Consider the following 22,680-nt stretch of genomic DNA (forward strand, 5'->3'; position numbering starts at 1 on the left):
CCAACGAGCTGAAGTCAGTAAACGCGGTCAAGCCTGAACGCCCGACGAGGACACCGCGACCAGTGGCTCGGCACCCGTCTGAAGGCCGCGCTCGTCCAGTTCCCGGCCGTGGCTGACGGTTCGCGCTGGAACAGGCCGACGTCGTCCACGCCATGACCACCACCCGGCACGCTGTTCCTCGACCTGCCGCGACAGAAATGGAAGCGTCGTATTTGCGGCAATGGGGCTCACGGCCTGCGGATCCATGATTGGGCTCGTGCCGAGCTGCGGCCTTGGCACCGCCCAAATCCGAGCTGCAAAGACGCTGGTCAAGTTGCTACATCCACAGCACCCCGCCGAAGCCAGTACCTATGGAAGCCGAAGAAGCACCGCACACAGCATCGGACCGGTCCGCCATGCTCAGGCGCGTTCAGCTGTCCCCAGACCAACCGGGGCCTGCTACCAGCCCGCCCCACAGCGCTTCTCGGTCCCGCGCGTCCACTGTCAGCCGGCCCGCCCGCCGCGTCGCCCGCCAGCACCTCTCCGCCGCCCAGAACGGCCAAGTCCAAGGTCGCATCGCCTACGGCTGGGTCCGGAAGGGAGAGCACAAAGGACAGCTCGTTCCGGCAGAGGCCAACATCGTCACCCGCATCTTCCAGGACTTCCTGACCGGCGAGTCCGCCTACATCCTCGCCAAGGCATTCAACGCCGAAGGAATCGAACCACCGGCCGCCAAGACCTGGTCCTCCACCATGGTCGCCAAGATGCTCCGCAATCCGCGTTACGCGGGCATGGTCTCCTACGAAGGACGCCACCTCGCCAAGGCTGCGACAGCCGGGGACGGTTGGTCCAGCGTCCTGTTCAACGACGCAGGCCGGCCGCTGCTCGGCTCATGGGAACCGATCGTCTCTCCCAAGGTCTGGTCGCAGGTCCAGTTCGAACTGCAACGCCGTCGCCGGAAGGCCGGCATCACACCCGGGGAGTCCGGACGAACACCGGTGATCAAGTACTTCCTCTCCGCCATCCAGCGCTGCAACAAGTGCCACCGCGGCCTGGTCGGACACGCCTACACACAACGCAAGACCGGCCGGATCATCCGCAACTACGAATGCCCACCGTCCGATCGGAACGGATGTGGAGGCACCGCCATCTCAGCTCCGTCTGCCGACCGCGCCGTCGAAGAAGCCATGACCGCCTTTGCCTACGCCCGCGGGTTCGCCGAGTACCTGCTGATGTGCGAACGGGAGGACGCCGACCCGCTAGCCGCGAACCGCGCGCATATCGCCGCCTTGTACGGGTGTTGACCTCACGACCTCACCGCCGAGGGAGCAACGTTGTCTCGATCGACTCGGGGTCGGGGCCGGCCAACGCCACCATCCAGCAGTGTCTGGTGCCGGTTCGTCTGTTCTACGACTTCCTCGTGGAGGAGGGCCTGCGGGAGTCGAATCCGGTCGGCCGGGGCCCGCTACACCCCCGGCCGGCGGGACGGGGCCAGCCATCAGCGAGGGCTGGTGCCCCGGCTGACCGAGCTGCTGTGGATCCCGAGGTCTCCACCGAACCCGGGGCGGTTCGGTTTCGCCCTGCTGTGAGTTGACGCACCGTTCGGGTGCTGTATCGGGCGGCGCGGGGCCGTCAGGCCGGCGAGCGCAGGACTCGGAACAGGGAGAACGTTGCTTGACGCGGCACTGGACCGTTTCTGATGGCTCTTGCTGGGGTGGTGGATCAGTGCTCCGGCTGGGCAGTTGCGTCGTATGGTGCGGCGACATGAGCTCACGGACGCGCAGTGGCAGAAAATCGAGGCTTTACTGCCCGCGAATGGCAAGCCTGGCGGGCAGTGGGCCGATCACCGCACAGTGATCAACGGAGTGCTGTTCAGGGCCCGTACCGGTGTTCCCTGGCCGGACCTGCCCGAACGGTACGGCCCCTGGCAGACCGTCTACGAACGGCACCGCCCAGGACTCCGCCGCCTCGGCAGTGACGAACGTGGCGGGGACCACGCCGGCGGGCGGGGGCCGAGCCGTTCGATTGGACGCTGCGGGGCCATCCGCCAGCACGCCTCGTCTACCAAGTGTGCAAACCACGCGGTCAACCGGCGGACCGCGGCGGTGCGTTCCTCCTCGCTGTCGATCTCGGCGCCGCGCTCAGCGGCATATCCCCGCAGCAGATCGTGCCGCTGATACCGGTCCGGGCCCGCCTCCTCCAGGAGGTGCACGGTCACAAGGGCGTCCAGGACGCGCCGGGCCCGGACGGTGGAGAGGTTCAGCAGGGCGCCGGCCGCAGCGGCGCTGAACTCCGCTGCGGGGTACAGGCCGAGGAGCCGGAACGCGCCCGCCTGGTCGTCGGGCAGGGCCTGGTAGGAGCTGTCCAGTATCGGCCGGATGCTCAGCTGTGGGTCGTCTGGGTCCGCCAGCGCGTCCAGCAGGGCGTCGTCGAGTTCTTCAACGACGTCGGCGACACGGCGGAGGGTGTGCGTGGCCAGCCGTTCGGCAACGATCCGAAGTGCGAGCGGCAGATGCGCACACCGGGCGGCCAGCCTGGCCGCGGCCTCCGGCTCCTCGTCGATGCGGGAGCCGACGATGGAGCGCAGCAAATGGCGCGCTTCGGGTGAGGTGAGAGCGGCAGCGACATGGACATCGGCGTGGGTGTCGACTCCGAGGGTCACGCTCGTGCTGGAACTGCTGGACACCTGTCCTCCTGGCGGTCCGCGGGGCTGGCGCTGCACCGACGGAGCACCGGGGACACACTGCGATGGGGCGTGTGAGCCAGGCTCTTGTCAGGTCACGTCCGGCGGTCCGCCGATGCAACTGCACGCGCACTCCCGGGTGCTGGACTGGTGGTCGAGCCCGCTGCGAGGTTGCGCATGTCCCGGCCGGGCGAAGGCCAGTCCGCCGCTTATGCGGCGGTGGCGCCCAGCAAGAGATCGAAGGCGTCATTCGCCTCGCGGAGCACCGCCGTCGCGTCGTGGCTGCCGAGGCGCCAGGCCGCCTGGTAACAGGCGACGGTCAACTGGGCGGCGAGGACGGCGGTGGCCGGCGGGGTGCCGTGGTCGATCAGGTGTTTCTCGAGGAGGTCGGCGTAGTGCCGGGTCTTGCGGGTGTGTCGGTCTTCGAGCTCGGGGTGCTGCTTGACCAGACGGTGGTAAACCGCGTAGTGGCCGGGGTTGCGGGCGGCCTCGGTGCAGATCACGAGCAGCAGCCGCCGAGATGTGGCCAGTGCCTGCGCGAGATCCTGGAGTGGCTCGGTGGGCGCATCGCGCATGGCCGCGGTGAGCGCGTGCAGGAAGTCGTCCTCGGTGGAGAAGACGACTTCCTGCTTGTCGCCGAAGTAGCGGAAGAAGGTGGTGCGGCCGATCTCGGCCCGCTGGGCGATCTCGTCCACGGTGACGGCATCGAACCCTCGCTCCATGAAGAGCTCGAAGGCCGTCTCGATGATCCGTTCCCGGGTCTGGCGGCGTTTGCGGTCCCGCAATGACTCCACCGGAAACTTGTTCGCGCTCATTCGGTCAGGATATCCGCCCGTCCCGCCCCGCGGTCAGCGTCGACGAGGCGGGCGGCCTCGCGCCACAGCTCCTCCTCGCGGGCCTCGTCCTGCGACTCTGGCGACGACGGCACGTTGCAGCCGCGATCGAGGTAGGACCCGTTCCGGGCGGTCAGCCCGGTCAGGATCGTCTCAGCGAGCCGCGCGCCCGCCTGCTGCGGTGTCATGCCCCGGCCGAGGAATCGCTGAAGCTGGAAGAATCCGTTGAGCACGCCCCGCACGGGCCCCGGGGCGTGGCGGAAGAAATCGGTGCCCGCGACGAGCGCCGGGTTGTAGGAGTAGGCGGCGACGCTCTCGGGCAGGCGGCGGGCCAGCGCGTGGGTCAGGTAGATGACGCCGAGTTTGCTGGTCGCGTACGCCCGCCCGGCCTCCCGCGCGCCACCGGTACGAGGCGTGGCCAGTCGTTCCGGCGTCTCCCAGTGCGGCGGCGGCGTGGCGCCGAGCGTGTAGCGGAACTGTCCGAAGTGGCAGTCGCTCGAGGTGAGCACGATCCAGCCGGGACCGGTAAACCGGGGCAGCAACTCCCTGACGAGCAGGTAGTGGGACAGCACATTGACCCCGAAGGTGATCTCGTACCCGTCCGTGGTGCGTTTCTCGGTCGTCGTGACCGTCAGGCCGGCGTTGCCGAGATAGCCGCCGAGCGGCGGCAGGTACCCGGTGTCGAGCCCACGCAGAATCTCCTCCACCGCCCGCCTGATCTCAGCGAGCGAAGCGAGGTCACAGTCCACGCCTGTGACCGCGGAAGCGCCGGTGGCCTGGGCGAGTTCCGCAGCGAGGCGTTCGCCGCCGCGGCGAGCCAGCACGACGTAGTGGTCCTGCGGCCGTGCCCGGATCAGCAACTCGGCGGACTCGCGGCCGAAACCGCGGGTCACGCCGGTCAACACGATGGTCCGGCTATCCATGGCAGACTCCTTGGTATCAAGTTCCAAGTGGTACTCAGTACCGTAACATGCCATGGCCCACTTCAACTTTGAGCGACGGAACGGCAGTTGACGCGCCGGCCCGCATTCCCAGGCTCGAACGGATCTACATCCGCGGCGTGCACCTCCCGGCTGCGAGGCGTGTGCGGGACCCCGCGAACTGGTACCCGAGCATCAAGGCGGCGATCGACCGGCTGACCGACAACAAGCGCTGGGTGCTTCCCGACGGACTACCTCGCTGTCGATTCCCTACTAGGCGAGTTCACCGGTGGTGCGGTTGCGGCGGATCAGCAGTTGGTGGTGGCCTGGTGCCGCTTCGGCAAGGTCGATGACGGCCCATTCGTAAAACCGCTGTCCTTTGCGCCGCGTCCGGCTGAGAGCATCTGCCAGGCTCGCTTGGGCACCTTCTTCGCCAGAGCATCGGCTCGGAACGTGCCTGCGGCGGTGGGCACTTCGGCCGAGCAGGCCACCGCGAGCACATAGCCGATGCCGCGTTCCTCCAAGGCAGTCCGCAGTTTCGGGTTGCCGCCGTAGACCTCGTCGCCCGTGACCCAGCCGACGCGGTGTCCGGCGTCCAGAAACCGTTCGATCATCACCCGGGCCAGTTCCGGCTTGGTCGCGAAGACGGTGTCCTCGCCGAGCCCTGCGGCCCGGCAGCGGTCCGGATCGCTTGTCCAGGAGCGCGGGATGTACAGCTCCCGGTCCACCGCCGCGTGCCCGCGCTCACCGGCGTAGACGAGGTAGACGGCGACCTGGGAAGTTCACGATCCGCCCGGCAGTGCCGGTGTACTGGAGCTGGACCCCGACGGTGCCGGTGCCTTTCTTCGCGTCGCCGGTCTCGTCGACGACCAGCACCGCGGCATCGTCGTGGAGGTGCTCGTCGACGTATTCGCGCACGTCATCACGGACGGCATCGGCGTCCCAGGAAGCCCGGCACAGCAGGTGCTGCATGCCGTGCGGGCCGGCCTCCCCGGCCCATTCGGCGATCGTCCAGCAGTTCTTCCGCGGCAGGTCCGACAGCAGGCCCAGCACCAACCGCCCGGCCCGCAAGCGGGGCTCGTACCGGGCGAACCGGCCCTCAATCCGGCCCGTGGCCACCTCGAACGCCTCCCGCCAACGCGCGGGATCCATGCTGTGACCTGCGGCCACCGTCTCTTCGTAAGTCCACACAACTCACGATGGCCAACGGTGGCCGCACCCCTGTGGTGTTGTCTGTCAGTCCCTGACGAGACAGAACGGGTGTCCTGCCGGATCCGCGAAGATGCGCCAGCTCCGCTTTCCTTCACCCTCATCGAGCAGTGTGGCGCCCAGCTTGAGGACGTCCCCCTGAGCTTGGTCCAGGTCTTTGACCCCCAGGTCGAGGTGGAACTGCTGGGGCCGAACGGGATCCGGCCACCGCGGTGGCTGATGGTCTTCCACCCGCTGGAAGGCCAGGACGAACCCACCGTCGATGTGGAGCGTTGCCCAGCCGTCGCCGAGCGACCACCGCGGATCCGGCTGATTCACCACTCCGCCGAGAAGCGACCGGTAGAACCGGGACAGCTCAGCGACATCAGCACAGTCCAACACGACACACTGCAGCTTGGCGATCATGAAGAACAGCGTAGAGCAGCCGCGCGCACCAGCCTCAAACGAGCCTGATCACGATCTACAGCTGGAGCATTAGAAAGCCGCCCCCCAATCGAACGCAATCGTTGATTCTCGCCGGTCGCCGTAGTGACTTTCCCCTGCTCCGCTCACGAACACTGCCCAGGTGCCGTTTCACACAGCCCTCATGATGAGGGTCTCCAGTTCGCTCGGGTCTTACCGGAGCCGCCGCCCGGACCTATGGAGCACAACAGTGGCTGGAGACAGGGCTGCTGCTGCACGGTCAGCCGCAGGCAGACGCCGTTGACTTCTCGGCAGAGGAGAGCTGCCTCAGAGCGAGAGTAGCTCCTACACCAGGAATAAAAGCCAGAACGACGATTGCACCTCGCTTCAGTGGATCGCGCAACACGCTGCCGATTGCAACCAAGTACCCGCATCCGTGGATTGGGCCGGTCAAGGATGCAACGGACGCATTATGCACCGTGGCGAGATTTATCAGGAGAATTGCCAGGGAGATGAGTTCGACCAGGGCCGCAATCTTTAGAGGGGTGCGGTTGCGGTCCATGTTCACGCTCCCGTGGTGGAGCCGGGACGGACGACCATCAATACGGTGACTGCTGCCCACAGCAGGTTGAAAAGGCTGGCATACATGGCCAGTTGAGCAGTGTGTGATCGCTCGATGGTGCCGTTGGTGGTGATGCGCGCAAGGAGCTTTTCCTGGTTGGGTAGTACGAGGACGACGAGGATGCCAGCCGCCGCCGCGGTCAAGATGATCGATGCGATCAGCCATGCGCTCCCGAGAATGCCCATGTACGAGGCAGTGGCGAACCCCAGTACCGGGACAGCCAGACCGATGCCGGCGTAGACCCGGCAGACTCGGTGGAGGAGTTGGATCGTAGCCGCCGTGGAAGTGTCCGACTCGCTTGCCCCGGCACGGCGGGCAGCCGGCGGGAACATGCTGGCCGCAACGGAAACGGGGCCGATCGCGATGATGGCAGCCAGGACATGGAGAGAAAGAAGGATTTTGGTCATGATTCAGTACGCTTCGCCGATCGTGAATTACGTATGAAGAACATTGCTATTCCTGTTACTCAGGCACCCGAAAACGAGCACCATGTGAAAGACGATTCGAATGACAGACTTGTGACTGCCACTGCGATTACTTCCTCGCCTACATCGGCATGACTCCGTTCCTTGGCCGGCCCGTAAACGGCCCTTTCATCGGTGCATACGCTGGCCCACCTCGCCCTGGTCGGTCTCCCACCAGGGGCGGAACCGCTCCGGAGCCTCGGGGGTCCCGGCTGCGACGGAGGCCGGCGCGGCTTCCGGCGCGGGCGTGAGAGCAGCCGGCTCGGTGGTTGGCGCGGCCGGGTCCGGACCGGATCCGGCAACGGGGGTGAGCTCGTGGTCGAGCCGCGCGTCCAGCTCGGCGGTCTTGTTCCGCTCCCAGCGCCACCACTGGAAGAACACCGCGACCAAGAAGGGGAAGGCGACCAGTTCCGCCAGCGTCAGCATCAGGCCGCCGCCGAGCATCTGGTCGAACTCCAGGGTGGGACCCCAGGTTCGGGGGTGGGCGCGGTACCAGTTCTCTGCGACAAGGGTGTTGCAGGTCATGACGGCGATGCCCGGAATCGAGTCGAAGAGTCCGTCGAAGAAGACCAGCGCCGCCCTGACCGGGTAGGTGCACCAGCGTGGGAGCATCTCCTGGCGGGTGAGCATTGGCACGATGAACAGGCAGCCGGTCAGGAGCAGTTGGGCATGCATCAGCTGCAGCACCAGGCCACCCTGCAGCGCCGCAGGGAAGTACGGCGTGAAGTAGATCGTCAGCTCGGACGCAAGCACGAACAGCGAACTGACCAGCGGAAACGTCAGGATCCTCACCGGCCGCGAGGTCACCGCCCGCTGCACGGGGCCGTCCGGGTCGGCGAGGCCCAGGGGGTCGCCGAGCGCAAGGCCCAGCGGGACCAGCAGGCCGAGCAGGATGTTCTGCACCACGGCCGGCCAGAACAGCACCCGGTCGTAGACGGCGAGCGACGACATGGTGGCCACCACGAGCATGCCGAGTCCGAGCAGTGCGAAAGCCAGGGTCCTGGTCACCGACCAGCGCTGCCCGGACCTCACCCGTCGGACCACTCCCGCGGCGTACAGCCCGCCGAGTACGACCACGGCGGCCAGAGCCACCGGGTCGAGGGTCCAGGACGAGAACCCCCGGGCAACGTCGAGTTCCGGCAGCACGCCGCACCTTCCTTCCCGTCATCCCGCGATGCATCCGCAGGCGCCCACTTACAGGCAGACTGTAGGTTACGCCAACCCGCCGGAAAGGGGAACTCGGCACCAGGGGCACCGCGCTGGCGCTGCCACGATTCCAGCGCCTGACGTTGGTCGTCGTCCCACGTCACCGCGAACGGGCTTTGCACCGGCATGACCCCACTCTTTCGGCTCCCCGAACGGTGAACATTGTTGCCGCAAGGCGGCAGGCTGGCAGGATGGCCGCCATGGCGAACACCAGGCGCTCCAAGCCGAGTTCACACACCGCACCGAGCCGGACCGTCCACAAGATCAAGGTCACCTTGCGAGACTCCCGCCCTCCCGTCTGGCGCCGCCTGGAAGTGCCGTCGGGCACCACCTTGCGGGCGTTGCACGGCATCATTCAGGCAGCCTTCGGCTGGGAGGACTACCACATGTGGGCCTTCGAGATCGGCCACGACCGCTACGGCGTTTCCGACCCTGGGCTCGGCATCCGTAGTGCCGCCTCCAAGCGGCTCGACCAGGTGGCGCCCAGGACCGGCGACCGGCTGCGCTACACCTACGACTTCGGCGACGACTGGGAACACGACATCCTCGTCGAGGACGTCACCGAGCCCGAGCCGGGTGCTGCCTACCCCCGCTGCCTCACCGGCCGCCGGGCCTGCCCGCCCGAAGACAGCGGTGGGATCTGGGGCTACGAGTACCTCATCGAGATCCTCGCCGACCCCCAGCACGAAGAACATGAAGAGCGCCTGGAATGGCTCGGTCTGGTCTCCGCCGACCAGTTCGACCCCGCGGCCTTCGACGCAGCCCAGGTCAACTCCGCGCTATCAGCCCTTGCCACCGTACTGGTCAAGAACTGACCAGCCGATCGACGCACCGAGGCCAAGGATCAGCCCGGCCGACATCCAGGTCCCGATCATCCCTGGGGCAGTGCGAGCGAACGCGGTCCGGGCCGCGGAGGGAACGCCGATGCGTGACACGAGGGCATCGCCGATGCCTTGACGCTTGCCGACCGTCTCAGGCGAGGCCGCTGTGACGACGATGGCGATGATCGCGAGTGCGGCCCCGAACACGACCGCGGCGGGCGGCAGGCATCAGGGCCGAGTGCGCTCTGCAGGCCCGCGTCGGCCGAAGCGTACGCATCCTGGCCGGCGGCCGGCAGCCGCATGCCGTCTTCGGTGACGTGGAGCTCGGCGGTGCGGCCGCGACCTGCTTCGGTGCGCCGCTCGACGGCCCCCGTTGCTCAAGCTGGCGGACGGTGGCCTGGGCGCTCTGCGCGGTGTTCCCCGCCCGGCGACCCAACTCGCTGTAGAACAAGCCGGGTTCGCGGCGCAGATGCCCGATAGTCGCGAGGTGGCGCAAGGTGTAGCCGGTCGGTTTGAGCGCGTGTTCGACGCCGCTGCGCACGTGCCTGCCGAGGGCTGCGAGCAGGAAGGCGGGACTGGTGGGCTGCGGCGGGACGGTCACGTCACCTCACTCGATCGAAACTTTCAGGTTGACTGTAACTTGCGGATGGAGCAGTCTCCACTCCTGTCGGTGAACGGCGCGGTGGAGTACCCGCCTCCCGCGTTTCGGTACGACAGGAACACTGCAAGCCTTTTGATTCGAGAGGTTCCGAAAAATGACGGATCAAACCACGAACTGGCCCGATCACCTGACAGGCGATGCACAGCCACTGGAAGTGGGCATCCTTCTCTACGAGGGACACACCGCACTCGACCTTGTTGGTCCGTACACCACGTTTGCACTGGCGGGCATGAAGGTCCATCTCGTGGCCAAGACCCTCGACCCGGTCGTCTCGGATGACGGCGGCATGACCATCGCTCCCACCACCACCTTCGATGACTGCCCCGAGCAGCTCGACATCCTGTTCGTACCTGGTGGCGGGATGGTGTACAAGCCGATGCTCGACCCGGCCACCATCGCCTGGCTGGCAGACCGCGGTGCGACGGCTTCCTACATCACCGCGGTCTGCAACGGTCCGCTCGTTCTTGCGGCGGCCGGACTGCTCGACGGTTACCGCGTAGCTACGCACTGGGCGTCCCGGGACCAGCTGGCACGGCTGGGCGTCGAAGTGTCGACGGAACGTGTGTGCATCGACCGGAACAGGTTCTCCGGGGGCGGCGTGACCGCGGGAATCGATTTCGGGCTCACCGTTGTCGCACACACCCTGGGCGAGAAGGCCGCAAGGTTTGCACAGGTCGTCATGGAGTACGACCCGGAGCCGCCGTTCGACTCCGGGTCGCCTGAGAGCGCAGGTCCCGAAATTGTGGCACTGCGCACGCGGTTCATGGCCGAGCCCGACACCGCCCTCCGAAACGCTGTGTCCCACGTGTTGGAACAGCGTGCAGCAACAAGTTCGCACCCTGTATCGGACGAGAACGCCGATCCCGCCGCCGGCATCGTCAGCAGCTGAGCATGACGCTGAACCGGTGACCAGATCTGCCACCTGGGCGAGGTCGTGCCGGACGTCGAGGCCGCCGCCGCTTTCCTCCGCTGCATGGCGGATGTAGCGGCATCTGATAGGGCGTCTAGCCGTAGGCATGGTGGCCGTCCAGGCCATCAAAGTCTGGAAGACTTACCGCAGACGCCGGTTGTAGCGCTTGGGCCGGTGGCAGTTGCCTGGCCGGCGGCCGGAGTCGCGGGGTACGGGGGCCAGGCCCGCGTGCGAGGCGAGGCGGCCGGCGTACTCGCAACCGGACAGGTCGCCGACGATCGCGACGAACTCCGCCCCGAGGACCGGGAGGTCTGGCACTCGGTGAGCATGACGAGCGGACCTTGGCGGCGGAGTAGTCGAAGGCCCGCTCCAGGGCGGGACAGATGCCCACCAGGGCATCTGTCCCGCAGCCGGTTGATCAGCCTCACCCGGTCGGCGATCAGGTCGGCTCGGTAGGTGGTCAGCAGTTGCGTGTCCAGGCGGCCGTGGAGGGCGCCACCGGTGCCTTGTTCGTCGTCGCGTCCCTGCTGTCGGCCACCGCGTTCGACACCCTGGGATGGCGGATGTCGAGCGTGCTGGTGCTCGCCGTCGCCGGGCCGCTGCCGGTGTGGCAGCGGCGATACGGAAGGCGGAACGCGACGGTGGCGGACGCCCTCGACCTGTCCGTGGCCGCAGCGCGCCCGGCGGCCGAGGCCTGAGGACCCGGACCGTCGCAGGGGAGGCCCTCGGAGCGGACACGTCTCGCGCCCGCTCCCGGTGTGACGTTGACGCCCTTGGCCTGGGTATAGGCGAACACGTCTGGCAGCGCCCTCACGCGCAGGCCGGGTTACTCAGGGACCGCGTAGCCGCGCTGTGCGAGGAGTCTCTGCCTGTTGGTCGTGGCGGCACGGATCATCGCCCCCGTTCAAGACGCCTCGAAACTTACAGTTAGACTGCAAGTGGCGCAGATCGAGAGTCGATGCGGGAGCTGCCGTGCGGCTTGCTGCCCTACGCCGGAAAGGTAGGCCGTTGTGAGCAGCGGAGACGCTCGACAGAGCAGCGTGCGCACCAAGGACCGAAACTCAGAAGAGCGGAGCAAACAACTCGCATCCCCTCTCACGCGCGATCCGTCAGACTCAGTTGCATATAGAGGATTTCTACGCGTCCGCGCCTACGTTGTTATGACAAAGCCGCGAGTTATGGAACTCCTGCTTGTCACGACTGCGCCGACCATGGTTTTGGCTCATGGCAGCCTGCCGAATTTGTCGCTCATCGTGGTGACGCTCATTGGTGGAGCGGCAAGCTCAGGCAGCGCATCGGCTTTCAACATGTACCTGGACCGGGACATGGATGCCCGCATGAGACGCACATCTGGTCGCCCTTTGGTGACCGGAGAGGTGACATCGCGGTCTGGATTGATCTTCGCCTGGATCCTGGCCATCTCCTCGACGGTTTGGTTCTGGTGCCTTGTGAATTACTTGGCCGCTGTACTGTCTGTCTGCGCGATTCTATGGTATGTCGTCGTGTACACGATTCTCCTCAAGCGTCGCACTGAGCAAAACATCGTCTGGGGCGGCATCGCGGGTTGCTTCCCTGTAGTCATCGGCTGGGCATCAGCGACAGGGACCGTGTCATGGCCGGCGATAATACTCTTTCTAGTGATTTTCTTTTGGACCCCGGCTCATTATTGGCCTCTGTCCGTCAAGTACGGCGAGGACTACCGTAGTGTCGGCGTCCCCATGCTCGGCGCAATCCACGGAATCGAGCACGTGGCCAAGAGAGTGATTGCGTATGCCGTCGCGACTGCCGCGACCTCCATTCTCCTCATTCCTATTGCAGGAATGAGTTGGACCTATGCAATGGTGGCTGTAGTCGGTGGAGCGTGGTTCGTATGGGAAGCTCTTCGACTCCAAGCCGCTGCCCGTCGAGCGGAAGCCGCCGCGCGACCAATGCGGATGTTTTTGGCATCGAATGCGTATCTCGCATTGTTGTTCGCCGCAGTGGCCATCGATTCACTCGTGAAATACTGATTCAGCTGGAACTCTGCCGCACCGGCCTCCCGCGCCTATGCTCCTAACATTCAGCGCGCAAGAAATCTTGGTGGAGTCGACGGGATAAGCGACATGGCCTGTAGCGGATACGCGGCACCTGAACCGGACACGGTCTCAATGCGAGTGCGAGCTTCTCGCTCCATCTCATAAGAATCATGCTTACTGCCATGACCTCAAGCGCAACGCTCACCTACACGCAAACTGGAATAGCTGACTAATGGACGTGCAAAAACACACCCGCCGGAGGTTCCTGACCGGCAGTGCCGCTGCCACACTGGGCGCTGCAGCAGTGGGAACTGCCGCCGGAACGCAGCTCCCACGCAAAGGAACGGCCAGCGCGGCGCCCTCGCCGACACGCCATACGCCCTCCACTATCCCGTTCTTCGGCGCCCACCAGCCAGGCATCACCGATCCGACCCCAACCAACGCGACTTTCCTCGCCTTCGACCTCAAAACCTCGACAGTAAAATCTGACCTGGCGGACGTCATGCGAGCGTGGACGGGTCTTGCGGCGGCTCTGATGAGGGGAGACACCTCTGCCGATACATCACTGGTGTCTACCGGCTCAACGCCAGGAAAGTTCACCATGACCGTGGGGCTCGGAGGCGCCGCTCTCGACCAACTTGGCATAAAGCGCCCACCTGCACTCGTCGACCTGCCGTTATTCCCCGGCGATGAGCTCGAAGTCGCAGCCTCACATGGCGCTGTCTTCGTGCAACTTTGCTCCGACGACGCCATATATCTTGGGGGCGCCGCACGCGCCGTTCGCGCGGCTGCGAAGCGCGTCTTGCAGCCCCGCTGGCAGATGAATGGCTTCCGCGGTGCTGCCGCCTCGACTGCTAGCAGCAATGGCCGCAATCTCATGGGCCAGATCGACGGCACCAATAACATCGCCGTCAGTCGGGCCTCCACCGGTGGGCCGGTATGGGTCGACGCAGTTTCACCCTCATGGATGACAGGTGGAAGCTACGTCGTCGTGCGGCGATTCCGCATGTTCTTGAGTAAATGGGAAAGTGCGGGATCGAGCACACGGGACCGCACGGTAGGTCGACACATCCTGTCGGGAGCTCCACTGGGGGCGCAAAAGGAATCCGATCCGGTCGACCTGAACGCCAAGGATCCGTCCGGGGCACTGATCATCCCGGACGACGCCCATATCCGTCTTGCCGCGCCCCGCCGAGGCGCCGGCGAAGATATGCTCCGTCGGTCCTATTCCTACTCGATCGGACAGGCAAGTGGCGCCGCAGGCGACGAAGACGCCGGCCTGATTTTTGTCTCCTACCAGGCCGATCCGACTACTAGTTTTATACCGGTACAGCAACGACTGGCTAAATCTGATGCCCTCGCACACTTCACGCTGGCTACGTCTAGCGCGCTGTTCGCGATCCTGCCCGGCGTCGCTGGGAAACATGACTGGTATGGGCGATCGCTTCTAAGCTGATCTCGACGTGGTGATTCGATATCGCGTCGCCGCTCTCAAGGCGAGCGTACCGCCGGAATCCTTTAGCTCTCGCGCGTGAACGCATCGTAGTCGAACTTGGCGCAAATGGTTTACCTCATTAGGCGTCGGCATATCTGGCTTCGTCAGTTGAGCGACGCCGCGAGCCTCTGCTCCGCATATTTGTCACTCGCCTCAATGGGATTTACAGAAAGGTTGCAGGCATGTCAACGTCTACGCGTCGCTTGTTCTCGGTTGTAATAGCTATAGGCATCGCCGCCACACTCGTCGGCTGCACAGCCGGCGACTCAGAAAAAGTTGGTGCTCGAACATCGGCCATAGCAGTACTGGACTCCAAGGATCTTGGCGACATACTCGTTGATGGCAAGGGAAACGTTCTCTATGCCTTTAAGCCGGACAACGCTTCGACGGTTAGCTGCACATCCGGCTGTGCGACGGTCTGGCCCCCACTCCCGGTTGCCGATAACGCGTCCACCGCAGCTGGTGACGGCGTTGACGTAACCCTATTGGGTAAGCTGCCCAACCCCGCTGGCGGTCACGTCGTTACTTATAACGGTTGGCCGCTCTACCGATACGCCGCCGATAAGGCACCTGGTCAACATCGCGGACAGGACACCTTCCTGAATGGCGGCTACTGGTATGTCATGAAACCTGACGGTAAACCTCTTATGCCATGAAGCGCGAAGTCGGTGAGAGGCGAACAAGCAGCCGAACTGTCAGGGGGCGGTTACTGTAATCGTCGGGCGCGCAAAGCAGCCGGCGTCGGCTTCGGTAAGGATGCCGAGTGGGGGTATGGGTACGGCCACCGCGATCATGAACGTTTGTGACGACGTTTCAAGAAGCGGTGGCCGTGGAGGTCACGACAGCCCAGGCAGCCTGGGGCCGGGTGTTCGGCAGGGCGATTGCAAAGTCCGTTGATCGTGCATTGGCGCAGCTCAGTTGAGTCCGAGGACGGCCTGTGGCCGCTCATAGGGGCGGAGGGCTGTCCTGCGGAGTGCGGCGGCGATGTTGGTGTGGCCGGCGGTGCGGAGTTGGTTGATCGCGAAGCTGCGCAGGGTGGCCATGTTCTCGGGTCCGCGGCCGGCGCGGACCTTCGAGGCGTCCTCGGCGAAGGTGGTGTCGCGGACGAAGGGAGCCGGTTCTCGATGGTCCGCTGCGAGCGCACGATCACCGCGAAACGCTCGGGGGGTGCCTGGCGACTGGTGAGGTCGGTGATCACGTAGGTCATCTCGCGGGTACGTTTTACCGGTCTTCACGCGGGTCCCGTGCCGGACGGTCTTCGCGACCTGCGCGGCGTACGGAAGTCGATGCCGAGGGCGGTGACGGTCAGGACCTGCACCAACCAGGTCTCCAACTGCCCGTGGCCGTGGGATCGGTAGAACTTCGCCGTCGCCTTGTCCCAGGGCAGGTTCTTGAGCTGCGCATACAGGATCGGCTGGTTCTTCTTGACGGTGAAGGCGTAGTGCGCGTCCTTCTGCCCGACGAGGAAGTGGGCGTGTGCGCGTCGGGTGTGCAGGGCGGCGAAGCAGGTGATTGCGTTGACCTTGTCCGGCCCCGCAGCCGGGTGACGGCCGTCCCGGCACCAGTCATCGCGGCCAGTAGGTGGGCGGCCGGGCTGTCGCCGCTGCGCGAGCCGCGAGCGTAGTTGCCGTCCACGGCCAGGGGGTCGGACCTGGCCGGGTCGGCGCCGAGCAGGTCGGCAAGCCCGGGGTGGCGGCGTCCCGGACCCGGCGGCCCCGGGGCAGGTGGCGTTGATGATCCGCCGGACGGTCGCCGTGCTCGGCGCGACACGGATGGCGAACACGCTGGTGGAGCGGGCACCGAGCCGGGTGAGAGCCTCCTGCGGAGCTTTCCTGGCCCACTGGCCGATCGCGGCGAACGAACGCGCTCCGGCCAGCACGGCTGAGCACGCGATGAGCAGTACGCTCACGAACGGGAGACGCTTCCCGCGCCGGTGCCGCGAATCCGCCAGTGTGGCCAGTCGCTGCGGCAGTCCCGGCAGTGCGCGGTGCTGACGCAAGGGCGCCTTGCTCAGGCAGACACTGGCCGGCTGACGGCACATCAAGGCTCCGTTCGGCAGGGCGACTTGAGTGGCTGTTCTGCGAGTGTTCGGCCAGCCCTTGGTGGCTCACACCGTCGTCGCAACAGCGACGGCCCAACCGATGTAGGCAAAGTTGAGAAGCACCTTGACGGTCGCGCTCGCCAACCCGCGAGCACGGCGCGGCCGCTCAGCCACTACCCGGGCCAGCCCATCGAGATGCGCGACGACGAAGACCGAGATCATCGCCGCGGCGATCCACCCGCCCGCCGCTCGGCTCCGCGGAGCAAGGAGGAGGACACTGTCGGTGATCAGCGCAACCCCGCCCGCAGCGACGAGAAGTCGTGCGCGACCCAGCCAGGAAGGGACCAACCGGCGGACGTAGTCCGGGCGCACGAAGTGCGCGACGCCGTTGACAATCAGGAAGGCCGCCAAGGCGACGGCCGCAATACAATTCATGCCATGACAGTGCCGCCGACCCGGGCGTGGACGCTTGAACGAAACGATCGCCGCCTCCACTTCGCGTCCGGCCCGGCGGCGACGATGTTCGCCGAGTCCGGCGCCTTTCAGGTACGCCCCCACCGGCACCCAGCGTGGAAGTTCGTGCTCGCGCTCGGCGGCGGTGTCGAGGTCGGCTACGGCGGTAACCGCACCGTCACCGCGGTCGGCGTGATCGTGCCGCCGCAGCTGGCACACACCTGCGCCGTCTCGTCGGCCTACGTCGCCCTCTTCCTGGACCCATGGGAGCTGGCGCTCGGCACCGGCCCGACCCGCCTGAACGAGACCGCGACCCACCGCGTACTCGCGGCCCTCGACCATCCCGGCCCCGGCGCCGACCTGGACGCGGCCCGTGCCGAGCTCGCGACCCTCGCCGGAGCGGGCCCCCGCTCGATTCCAGGGTCGCCCACGCGGTGCGGGAGATCACCCGCCCCGGGTCCACCGCCACGATCGGCGCGGTCGCCGCCCAGGTCGGGCTCTCCCAGCCGCGGTTGCGCACCCTCGTCCGCGACTGGGTGGGTATCCCGCTCCCGCGGCTACGCCTGTGGGCCATGCTGCGCACCGCCATGACCGAACTACCGGCCGAGTCCGCGGCCGCCGCGGCTGCTTTCGCGGGCTTCGCCGACCAGGCACACCTCACCCGCACGGCGCGAACCCTCGCCGGCCGCACCCCGTCGGAGATCCTCCGCCCAGGAGCGTCCGGCGCCCCGGCGTAGACCCGTCAACCCTGGCATTCGTAGCCTCGGCGGGTCCCCCACGGGCCTGTTCCCTCGGCGCCCAGGTCCTGGCGCGGGGCCCAGGTGGGCGGGGCATCCTTGAGGGGACTAGGCCATACGGTCGACCTGCCCTATTCCGATACGGTGGGAGTGCTCCGACATGGCCAGGGAAGGAAGACGTGAATGGCAGACGCAGGGGACGCCAGCTCGGCACGATACCCACTGGGTCCAACGATGATCATGATCCTCCAGGGGCGTTCCCTGGAAGGACGAGTAGAGGACTCACTGAAGGGCATCGGCCTGTCCCTGCGTCGCCTGGGCCTCTTGGGGCACCTGCGACATGATCCAGGCATATCGTTCAGCGCACTGGCGCGGCGAGCGGGGATCAAAGTGCAGAGCCTGCATCCGATCATCGACGCGCTGATCTCTGACGGATACGTCGCCACCGTCGGGAGCGGGGGGCAGGGCCGCGCAGCGGTGATAGAGCTGACGGACCGTGGTGTGAAGGTGCTTGAGCGGGCAACCCAGTTGATCGCGGACTACGACCATGAGGTGTTCGCCGAGGACGAGTGGAAGGATCTAGGTACAGCGCTTACTCGTTTGGGGGAGGCGTTGGGGCGCGAGCGTATGGCCTCATCCGATGCAGTGACCGCTCCGGCGGCGCCCCCCGTTGCCGGGCGTCCTTCCCGAGGCTGACGTCTTCTCTGGGTCCGTGGGAGCTTCCTTTGCTTGGGAGTGGTTGTTCGGCCGTGCTCTGCGAGGGCGTTTGAAGTAGGCAGATTGCCCTTGATGCCCTAGCAAGCTCATCGCCAGGTGAGGGTCGACTCGTCCGTTATGCGCCTCGCGAAGTTGTCGATCGACGCGATGTGGATCATGGCTTCGGAGCTGGCGGTGAGGGTCTCGTAGGCGCGGGCGAGGCGGCGGTGCACCACTTGATCGTCGACCGTCACGGAACCCCTCTCGCCGTCACGCTCACCGGCGGCAACCGCGACGACAGCACCCAACTCCTGGCACTGCTGGACACGGTCGCACCGATCCGGGGACTTCGCGGACGCCCCCGGCGCAAGCCCCGATGCCTGGATGCCCCGTAAAGTCTGCGCTCAGCCTCTTCGGTGACTGCGGCGAGCGGTGACAGGTACTGGGCCTGCGGGCCGACGCAACGTTCGGAGACTCGCTCGTGTACGCCGCGCGCCTCACGCCGAGGCCGACCCGTGCCGGAAGGCCGGACACGCGCATGCGAAGGGATGACCGGCCCGAATCAAGTGTGGGGCCGGAGCCGGTCGTTGAGTGCGGCACCGACGTCGGGGCAGTTCTTCCGGATGGTGTCGAGGAAGGCGCGCAGCACCGGGGAGTGATCGCGGGCCGCGAAGGACAGGACGAGATCGGGCAGGTGCGTGCGCGGGGTCACTTCACAGAACCGCACTCCCGGACGCGGGACCGCCCTCATGCGGGACGGCCCCAGGCCGACGCCCACGCCCGAGGCGGCGAGGCCGATGATCGTGTGCACGTCCCTCGCGACGGTCGCGCCGCCGAGAGCCGATGAGTCCGTGCCCAGCAGGGTGCGCAGTCCGGCGACTACAGCGGGCTCGTCCTCGCCGGCCGACACGATCAGCGACTGTCGCCGCAACTGGTCGGCACTTACCGACTGTTGGCCCGCGTACGGGTGCACCGTACTTACCACAGCGATCACGTGGTCGCGTCCGATCGGGACGGACACGAGGTGCTCGGCTCCGGCACCCCGTGGCGGGCCGAGGGTGAGGGCCACGTCCAGCTCCCCGGCGACGAGAGCTGAGCTGCTGCGGCTGGTCGCCATCTCGTGCAGTTCCAGTCTCACGTCGGGCCGTTCACGGCCGAACCGGCTCAGGACGCCCGGCAGCGGGTCGAGCAGTGCCGAGGCGATGAAGCCGAGGCGCAGACGCCCCGTCTCGCCGCGCGCGGCCCGGCCCGCGTCGACCGTGGCCGCCGCGATCTCGTCGAGCGCCCGGCGTGCCCGCGCGAGGAACGCCTCACCGGCGGCGGTCGGGAACACCCCCTGACGTGTGCGGTCGAACAGCCGGGCCCCGACCTCGCGCTCCAGGTCGGCGATCTGCTTGGACAGCGGCGGCTGCGCGATGCCCAGCTCGCCGGCCGCCCGGCCGAAGTGTTCGTGCTCGGCGAGAGCAACCGCGTACCGCAGGTGTCGCGCTTCCATGACTCGCCCTCCATCCCGTCGATCCCATCGGCTGCCGACAAGACCTCAAAGATATTGCCATGCCACTTACCAGATCTATGAATGGATGGCGCTGTGGTTCCTGTCTGGAATGGAGCCGTGAAGAACATATCTCTGACCGACACCGTCTTCGTTTTCGTGCACGGCGCCTGGCACAGCTCCGGACAGTGGGCAGCGACGCAGCGCGCGCTGGCCGGACTGGGCGCCGCGAGCGTGGCCGTCGACATGCCGGGGCACGGCTTCGACGCACCCCTGCCCACCGGATACCTGCTGCCCGGCCAGCCGGGCCTGCTGACCGAGAAGTCACGGCTCGCCTCCCTGACGATGGACGACTGCGCCGAGGCAGTACTGAGCGTCCTGCGCCAGGTGCGTCACCATCGCACTGTCGTGCTCGTCGCGCACAGCGCGGGCGGCGGTCCCGCGTCCCTGGCCGCGGAGCGGGCGCCCGAGCTGGTGGACCGGATCGTCTACCTGTCCGCGTTCGTCCCGGGCGGGCGGCCGCGGTTCTTCGACTACCTGGGCTCACCCGAGAACGCCACCGCGCTGGGCCAGAACCTGAACCTCGGCGACCCCGGGGCCCTGGGCGCCGTAAGGATCAATCCGCTCTCACCGGATCCCGCCTACCTCGACGAACTGCGGGAAACCCACTACCACGACACCCCGCTGGACCGCTTTGACCGGTGGCGGTCCGCGCTGAGCCCTGATCTGCCCCTGGCGATCCCGACGGCTCCGGTCACCCTGACCGCGGCACGGTGGGGACGAATTCCACGAACTTTCCTGCGCTGCGCCGAGGACCGGGCGCTGGCACCGGCCGCGCAGGACCTGATGATCGCGGAAGCCGACCGGGCCTTCCCCGGTAACCCGTTCACTGTGCATACCCTGCCCGGCAGCCACAGCCCGTTCGCAGCCCGGCCGGGCGAGCTCGCCGCGGTCCTCGCCTCGTGAGCCGGCATCGGCCCGTGAGCCGGCATCGGCCCGTGAAGGGTTCCCCGTTCCTGAGCGCGGGACGGCTCGCGGCCGGTGGCGGCGGGCGGCTCGTACTGCCGGTCGTGCTGTGCGCGACATTCGTGCAGTTGCTCAACGTCACCGTCGCGCAGATCGCCGCCCCGGCGATCCGGGCGGACCTGGGTGCCGGCTCAGGTGCCGTGCAGCTGATACCGGCCGGGTACACCCTGACCTGCGCCTGCTTGCTCATCACGGCCGCGCGCCTCGGCGACCGGTACGGCTACCACCGGCTGTTCGCGCTGGGCACCGTCGTCTTCATGGCCGGTTCAGTAGCCGCCGCGTGTGCTCCCGATGCCACGTTCCTCATCGCGGCCCGGCTGGTCCAGGGCGCGGGCAGCGGCTTGGTCGCCCCGCAGGTTCTGTCGATCATCCAGGTCACCGTCCCCGCTGCCCGGCGCCCACGGGCTCTCGGCCTGTTCGGTGCCACGATGGGAGTGGCGTCGCTGGCCGGGCCGCTGATCGGCGGACTCCTCGTCGGCGCCGACCTCTTCGGTCTCGGCTGGCGCTCGGTGTTCCTGGTCACGGTGCCGGTGGCACTCGTCTCGCTCGCGGGCGCGACCGTACTGCCTCGCACGCGAGGCGCGGCCGGACAGCGCGTGGACGGGGTGGGCGTGTCGCTGACCACCGTGGGCTTCGGTGCGCTGGTGCTGCCGCTCGCGCTGGGAGGGGAAGCCGACCGGCCCTGGTGGACATGGGCCACTCTGGCCGTTTCCGCGGCCGTTCTCGGCTGCTTCGCCCTGACTCTCCCGCACCAGCCGGATCCCCTGGTGCATCCGTCGCTGTTCCGCGACCGGAGGGCGCGTGCGGGGATGCTGCTGGTGTTCGTGTTCAACTCCGGGGTGCCGTCCTTCACGTATCTGCTGTTCCTGCATCTGCAGTCGGCCATCGGGTATCCCGCCCTCACGGCCGCGCTGACGTCGGCTCCCTTCGCGGCCGCGGCCGTGCTGGGCAGCCGTAGCGCACCCGCGCTGGCCCGCCGACACGGGTCGGCCGTGCTCACGGTCCCGGCGCTGGTATTGGCGGGGACGGCCCTGGCTCTCGCGCCGCTCATCGGCACGGCGGCCGGACGCTGGGCGGCGTTGCCGGTCCTGGCTCTCGGCGGCGCCGCGTTCGGCTCGTTCACCGCCTCGGTGTTCGCGTCGGTGCTGGCTAGGGTGGACGGCTCCGCGGCCGGTTCTGTGTCCGGGCCGTTGCCCACGGCTCAGCAACTGGGCGGGTCGATCGGGGTGGCTGCGGCGGGGCTCGTCTACTTCGCACCCGCCGCCGGCCCGGGCGCCGCATTTCGGCACGCCATGACCTACGAGGCCGCCGTCTTCACCGCCACCGCGCCTTTCTACCGGGCCTTCACTGTTCGCGCTCTCGATCGAGGTGAGGCGACAGCGGAGTTAGGGGCCCCAGTAGGAACGGACCAGGGGCGCGCAGGCTGTCGAGGGCGACAGCTGGTCCTTGCCTCGCCACCAAGGTTCACAGGAACAACTTCCTGGCCACGGGTACAGGGGCTCACTCAGGGGGACTCAGGGGGACTGAGGAGAACTCACGGGATGTCGCACAGCGTAGTCGGAGCAGTGGGTGGCCGGGGTGGTGTGGCCTGTGCCGGTCAGTTCCACCAGTGCCGTTACGGACGCCGTGCACGTGAGCTGTCCGAGTGCGAGAGGGGTGAGTGCGGTCGGGTCGTAGGGCAGGGTGACGCGCAGCCGCCCGGGGGCGTTCGGGGTGGCGGTCACCTTGGCCAAGGCAGTTTCCAAGGTGCCGGTCAGGGGCGGTAGCGCGCTGGTCAGGCCCTGCTTGTGGTCTTCGGGTGAGGGGCCGGCGAGGAGGGCGCGGACGGCTTCGGTGGGTGAGGTGATGCCGGCGGCGGAGCGCTCGGCGGGGTGCAGTGTTCTGCCTTTGAGGAAAAAGACGGCGGTGCCTGCCGCGATTCCGGTGGCGGGCTCGCCGGCTCCCATGGGCTTGGACGCGTCGATCGCCGGGCCGGTGCCGCAGCTTGTGAGGCCGAGGAGGAGCACGGGGAGGAG

Annotated in this window: 23 protein-coding genes and 5 pseudogenes; 13 read left to right on the forward strand and 15 right to left on the reverse strand. The window is 67.1% G+C overall.

Annotated elements, in window-relative coordinates; all coding sequences use genetic code 11:
• The first annotated feature begins 395 nt into the window (after positions 1 to 395).
• Both CG747_RS50320 and CG747_RS50325 read left to right on the forward strand, forming a co-directional pair.
• Entirely contained in the window at positions 396 to 1,283 is an 888-nt protein-coding gene (locus tag CG747_RS50320) for a recombinase family protein (protein WP_180985961.1), read from the forward strand.
• A 447-nt stretch (positions 1,284 to 1,730) separates the two neighbouring features.
• Positions 1,731 to 1,925, forward strand: a pseudogene (locus CG747_RS50325) (transposase); the annotation flags it as partial.
• Here CG747_RS50325 and CG747_RS50330 read toward each other — a convergent pair.
• From CG747_RS50330 to CG747_RS42425, 8 genes and pseudogenes are all read right to left on the reverse strand, one after another.
• On the reverse strand, positions 1,916 to 2,665 hold the full coding sequence (locus CG747_RS50330; RefSeq protein WP_257981125.1) for a hypothetical protein: 750 nt from the start codon (positions 2,663 to 2,665) through the stop codon (positions 1,916 to 1,918). The pseudogene CG747_RS50325 and the gene CG747_RS50330 overlap by 10 nt on opposite strands.
• A gap of 206 nt (positions 2,666 to 2,871) precedes the next feature.
• On the reverse strand, positions 2,872 to 3,477 hold the full coding sequence (locus CG747_RS42395) for a TetR/AcrR family transcriptional regulator (protein WP_100607235.1): 606 nt from the start codon (positions 3,475 to 3,477) through the stop codon (positions 2,872 to 2,874).
• On the reverse strand, positions 3,474 to 4,418 hold the full coding sequence (locus tag CG747_RS42400; RefSeq protein ID WP_100607236.1) for an SDR family NAD(P)-dependent oxidoreductase: 945 nt from the start codon (positions 4,416 to 4,418) through the stop codon (positions 3,474 to 3,476). The genes CG747_RS42395 and CG747_RS42400 overlap by 4 nt, the downstream gene beginning before the upstream one ends.
• Positions 4,419 to 4,691: 273 nt before the next feature.
• Positions 4,692 to 5,567, reverse strand: a pseudogene (locus CG747_RS42405) (IS701 family transposase); the annotation flags it as partial.
• An 84-nt stretch (positions 5,568 to 5,651) separates the two neighbouring features.
• Complete coding sequence (locus CG747_RS42410) at positions 5,652 to 6,029, reverse strand: VOC family protein (protein WP_100607237.1); 378 nt, start codon at positions 6,027 to 6,029, stop codon at positions 5,652 to 5,654.
• Between the two features lie 277 nt (positions 6,030 to 6,306).
• On the reverse strand, positions 6,307 to 6,588 hold the full coding sequence (locus tag CG747_RS42415; protein WP_100607238.1) for a DUF3817 domain-containing protein: 282 nt from the start codon (positions 6,586 to 6,588) through the stop codon (positions 6,307 to 6,309).
• A 2-nt stretch (positions 6,589 to 6,590) separates the two neighbouring features.
• Positions 6,591 to 7,055: a DUF2269 family protein gene (locus CG747_RS42420; protein ID WP_100607239.1), complete on the reverse strand. Its 465-nt coding sequence runs from the start codon at positions 7,053 to 7,055 to the stop codon at positions 6,591 to 6,593.
• A 186-nt stretch (positions 7,056 to 7,241) separates the two neighbouring features.
• Entirely contained in the window at positions 7,242 to 8,258 is a 1,017-nt protein-coding gene (locus CG747_RS42425; protein ID WP_100607240.1) for a cytochrome c oxidase assembly protein, read from the reverse strand.
• A gap of 260 nt (positions 8,259 to 8,518) precedes the next feature.
• Between CG747_RS42425 and CG747_RS42430 the strand changes: the two genes are divergently transcribed.
• Positions 8,519 to 9,133 (forward strand): plasmid pRiA4b ORF-3 family protein, encoded by a 615-nt coding sequence (locus CG747_RS42430; protein WP_100607241.1) that lies wholly within the window; start codon positions 8,519 to 8,521, stop codon positions 9,131 to 9,133.
• Here the strand turns inward: CG747_RS42430 and CG747_RS48575 are convergent.
• On the reverse strand, positions 9,101 to 9,346 hold the full coding sequence (locus tag CG747_RS48575; protein ID WP_180985962.1) for a hypothetical protein: 246 nt from the start codon (positions 9,344 to 9,346) through the stop codon (positions 9,101 to 9,103). The two genes, CG747_RS42430 and CG747_RS48575, sit on opposite strands and share 33 nt — an antisense overlap.
• Before the next feature lie 548 nt (positions 9,347 to 9,894).
• On the opposite strand from CG747_RS48575, the gene CG747_RS42440 reads away from it, so the two are divergent.
• Entirely contained in the window at positions 9,895 to 10,689 is a 795-nt protein-coding gene (locus tag CG747_RS42440) for a DJ-1/PfpI family protein (protein ID WP_219621631.1), read from the forward strand.
• 165 nt (positions 10,690 to 10,854) lie between these two features.
• Here the strand turns inward: CG747_RS42440 and CG747_RS50335 are convergent.
• Positions 10,855 to 11,016 (reverse strand): annotated as a pseudogene (locus tag CG747_RS50335) (transposase); the annotation flags it as partial.
• Positions 11,017 to 11,177: 161 nt separating this feature from the next.
• On the opposite strand from CG747_RS50335, the gene CG747_RS42450 reads away from it, so the two are divergent.
• From CG747_RS42450 to CG747_RS42465, 4 genes are all read left to right on the forward strand, one after another.
• Positions 11,178 to 11,408 (forward strand): hypothetical protein, encoded by a 231-nt coding sequence (locus CG747_RS42450; RefSeq protein ID WP_180985967.1) that lies wholly within the window; start codon positions 11,178 to 11,180, stop codon positions 11,406 to 11,408.
• A gap of 342 nt (positions 11,409 to 11,750) precedes the next feature.
• Entirely contained in the window at positions 11,751 to 12,719 is a 969-nt protein-coding gene (locus CG747_RS42455) for a heme o synthase (RefSeq protein WP_257981122.1), read from the forward strand.
• 238 nt (positions 12,720 to 12,957) lie between these two features.
• On the forward strand, positions 12,958 to 14,181 hold the full coding sequence (locus CG747_RS42460; protein WP_100607244.1) for a Dyp-type peroxidase: 1,224 nt from the start codon (positions 12,958 to 12,960) through the stop codon (positions 14,179 to 14,181).
• 221 nt (positions 14,182 to 14,402) lie between these two features.
• Entirely contained in the window at positions 14,403 to 14,876 is a 474-nt protein-coding gene (locus tag CG747_RS42465; protein ID WP_100607245.1) for a hypothetical protein, read from the forward strand.
• 258 nt (positions 14,877 to 15,134) lie between these two features.
• Here CG747_RS42465 and CG747_RS50340 read toward each other — a convergent pair whose 3' ends face one another.
• The 3 genes from CG747_RS50340 to CG747_RS48965 all read right to left on the reverse strand — a co-directional run bounded on the left by CG747_RS50340 (position 15,135) and on the right by CG747_RS48965 (position 17,056).
• Entirely contained in the window at positions 15,135 to 15,263 is a 129-nt protein-coding gene (locus CG747_RS50340; RefSeq protein ID WP_257981104.1) for a hypothetical protein, read from the reverse strand.
• A gap of 188 nt (positions 15,264 to 15,451) precedes the next feature.
• The gene (locus CG747_RS42475) at positions 15,452 to 16,129 is read right to left on the reverse strand and encodes a transposase family protein (protein WP_257981105.1); all 678 of its coding nucleotides are present in this window, start codon (positions 16,127 to 16,129) and stop codon (positions 15,452 to 15,454) included.
• A 198-nt stretch (positions 16,130 to 16,327) separates the two neighbouring features.
• Positions 16,328 to 17,056, reverse strand: a complete 729-nt coding sequence (locus CG747_RS48965) for a hypothetical protein (RefSeq protein WP_219621634.1) — start codon at positions 17,054 to 17,056, stop codon at positions 16,328 to 16,330.
• A gap of 92 nt (positions 17,057 to 17,148) precedes the next feature.
• Between CG747_RS48965 and CG747_RS50345 the strand changes: the two genes are divergently transcribed.
• Together CG747_RS50345 and CG747_RS42490 are read left to right on the forward strand one after the other, a co-directional pair.
• A complete protein-coding gene (locus tag CG747_RS50345; protein WP_257981106.1) occupies positions 17,149 to 17,451 on the forward strand; it encodes a helix-turn-helix domain-containing protein in 303 nt (100 codons plus the stop codon).
• A 234-nt stretch (positions 17,452 to 17,685) separates the two neighbouring features.
• Positions 17,686 to 18,147, forward strand: a complete 462-nt coding sequence (locus CG747_RS42490) for a MarR family winged helix-turn-helix transcriptional regulator (RefSeq protein ID WP_180985963.1) — start codon at positions 17,686 to 17,688, stop codon at positions 18,145 to 18,147.
• Positions 18,148 to 18,254: 107 nt separating this feature from the next.
• Here CG747_RS42490 and CG747_RS48580 read toward each other — a convergent pair.
• A pseudogene (locus tag CG747_RS48580) lies at positions 18,255 to 18,383 on the reverse strand (IS5/IS1182 family transposase); the annotation flags it as partial.
• Here CG747_RS48580 and CG747_RS48585 point away from each other — a divergent pair.
• A pseudogene (locus CG747_RS48585) lies at positions 18,378 to 18,536 on the forward strand (IS5/IS1182 family transposase); the annotation flags it as partial. The pseudogenes CG747_RS48580 and CG747_RS48585 sit on opposite strands and share 6 nt — an antisense overlap.
• A 173-nt stretch (positions 18,537 to 18,709) precedes the next feature.
• Here the strand turns inward: CG747_RS48585 and CG747_RS42500 are convergent.
• Positions 18,710 to 19,642: a LysR family transcriptional regulator gene (locus CG747_RS42500; RefSeq protein WP_100607250.1), complete on the reverse strand. Its 933-nt coding sequence runs from the start codon at positions 19,640 to 19,642 to the stop codon at positions 18,710 to 18,712.
• Between the two features lie 81 nt (positions 19,643 to 19,723).
• On the opposite strand from CG747_RS42500, the gene CG747_RS42505 reads away from it, so the two are divergent.
• Both CG747_RS42505 and CG747_RS42510 read left to right on the forward strand, forming a co-directional pair.
• Complete coding sequence (locus CG747_RS42505) at positions 19,724 to 20,605, forward strand: alpha/beta hydrolase (protein WP_180985964.1); 882 nt, start codon at positions 19,724 to 19,726, stop codon at positions 20,603 to 20,605.
• 104 nt (positions 20,606 to 20,709) lie between these two features.
• On the forward strand, positions 20,710 to 22,431 hold the full coding sequence (locus CG747_RS42510) for an MFS transporter (protein WP_308303846.1): 1,722 nt from the start codon (positions 20,710 to 20,712) through the stop codon (positions 22,429 to 22,431).
• Positions 22,432 to 22,680 lie beyond the last annotated feature (249 nt).

This window comes from Streptomyces sp. CB02959 (assembly GCF_002803155.1).
Classification (GTDB): Bacteria; Actinomycetota; Actinomycetes; order Streptomycetales; family Streptomycetaceae; genus Streptomyces.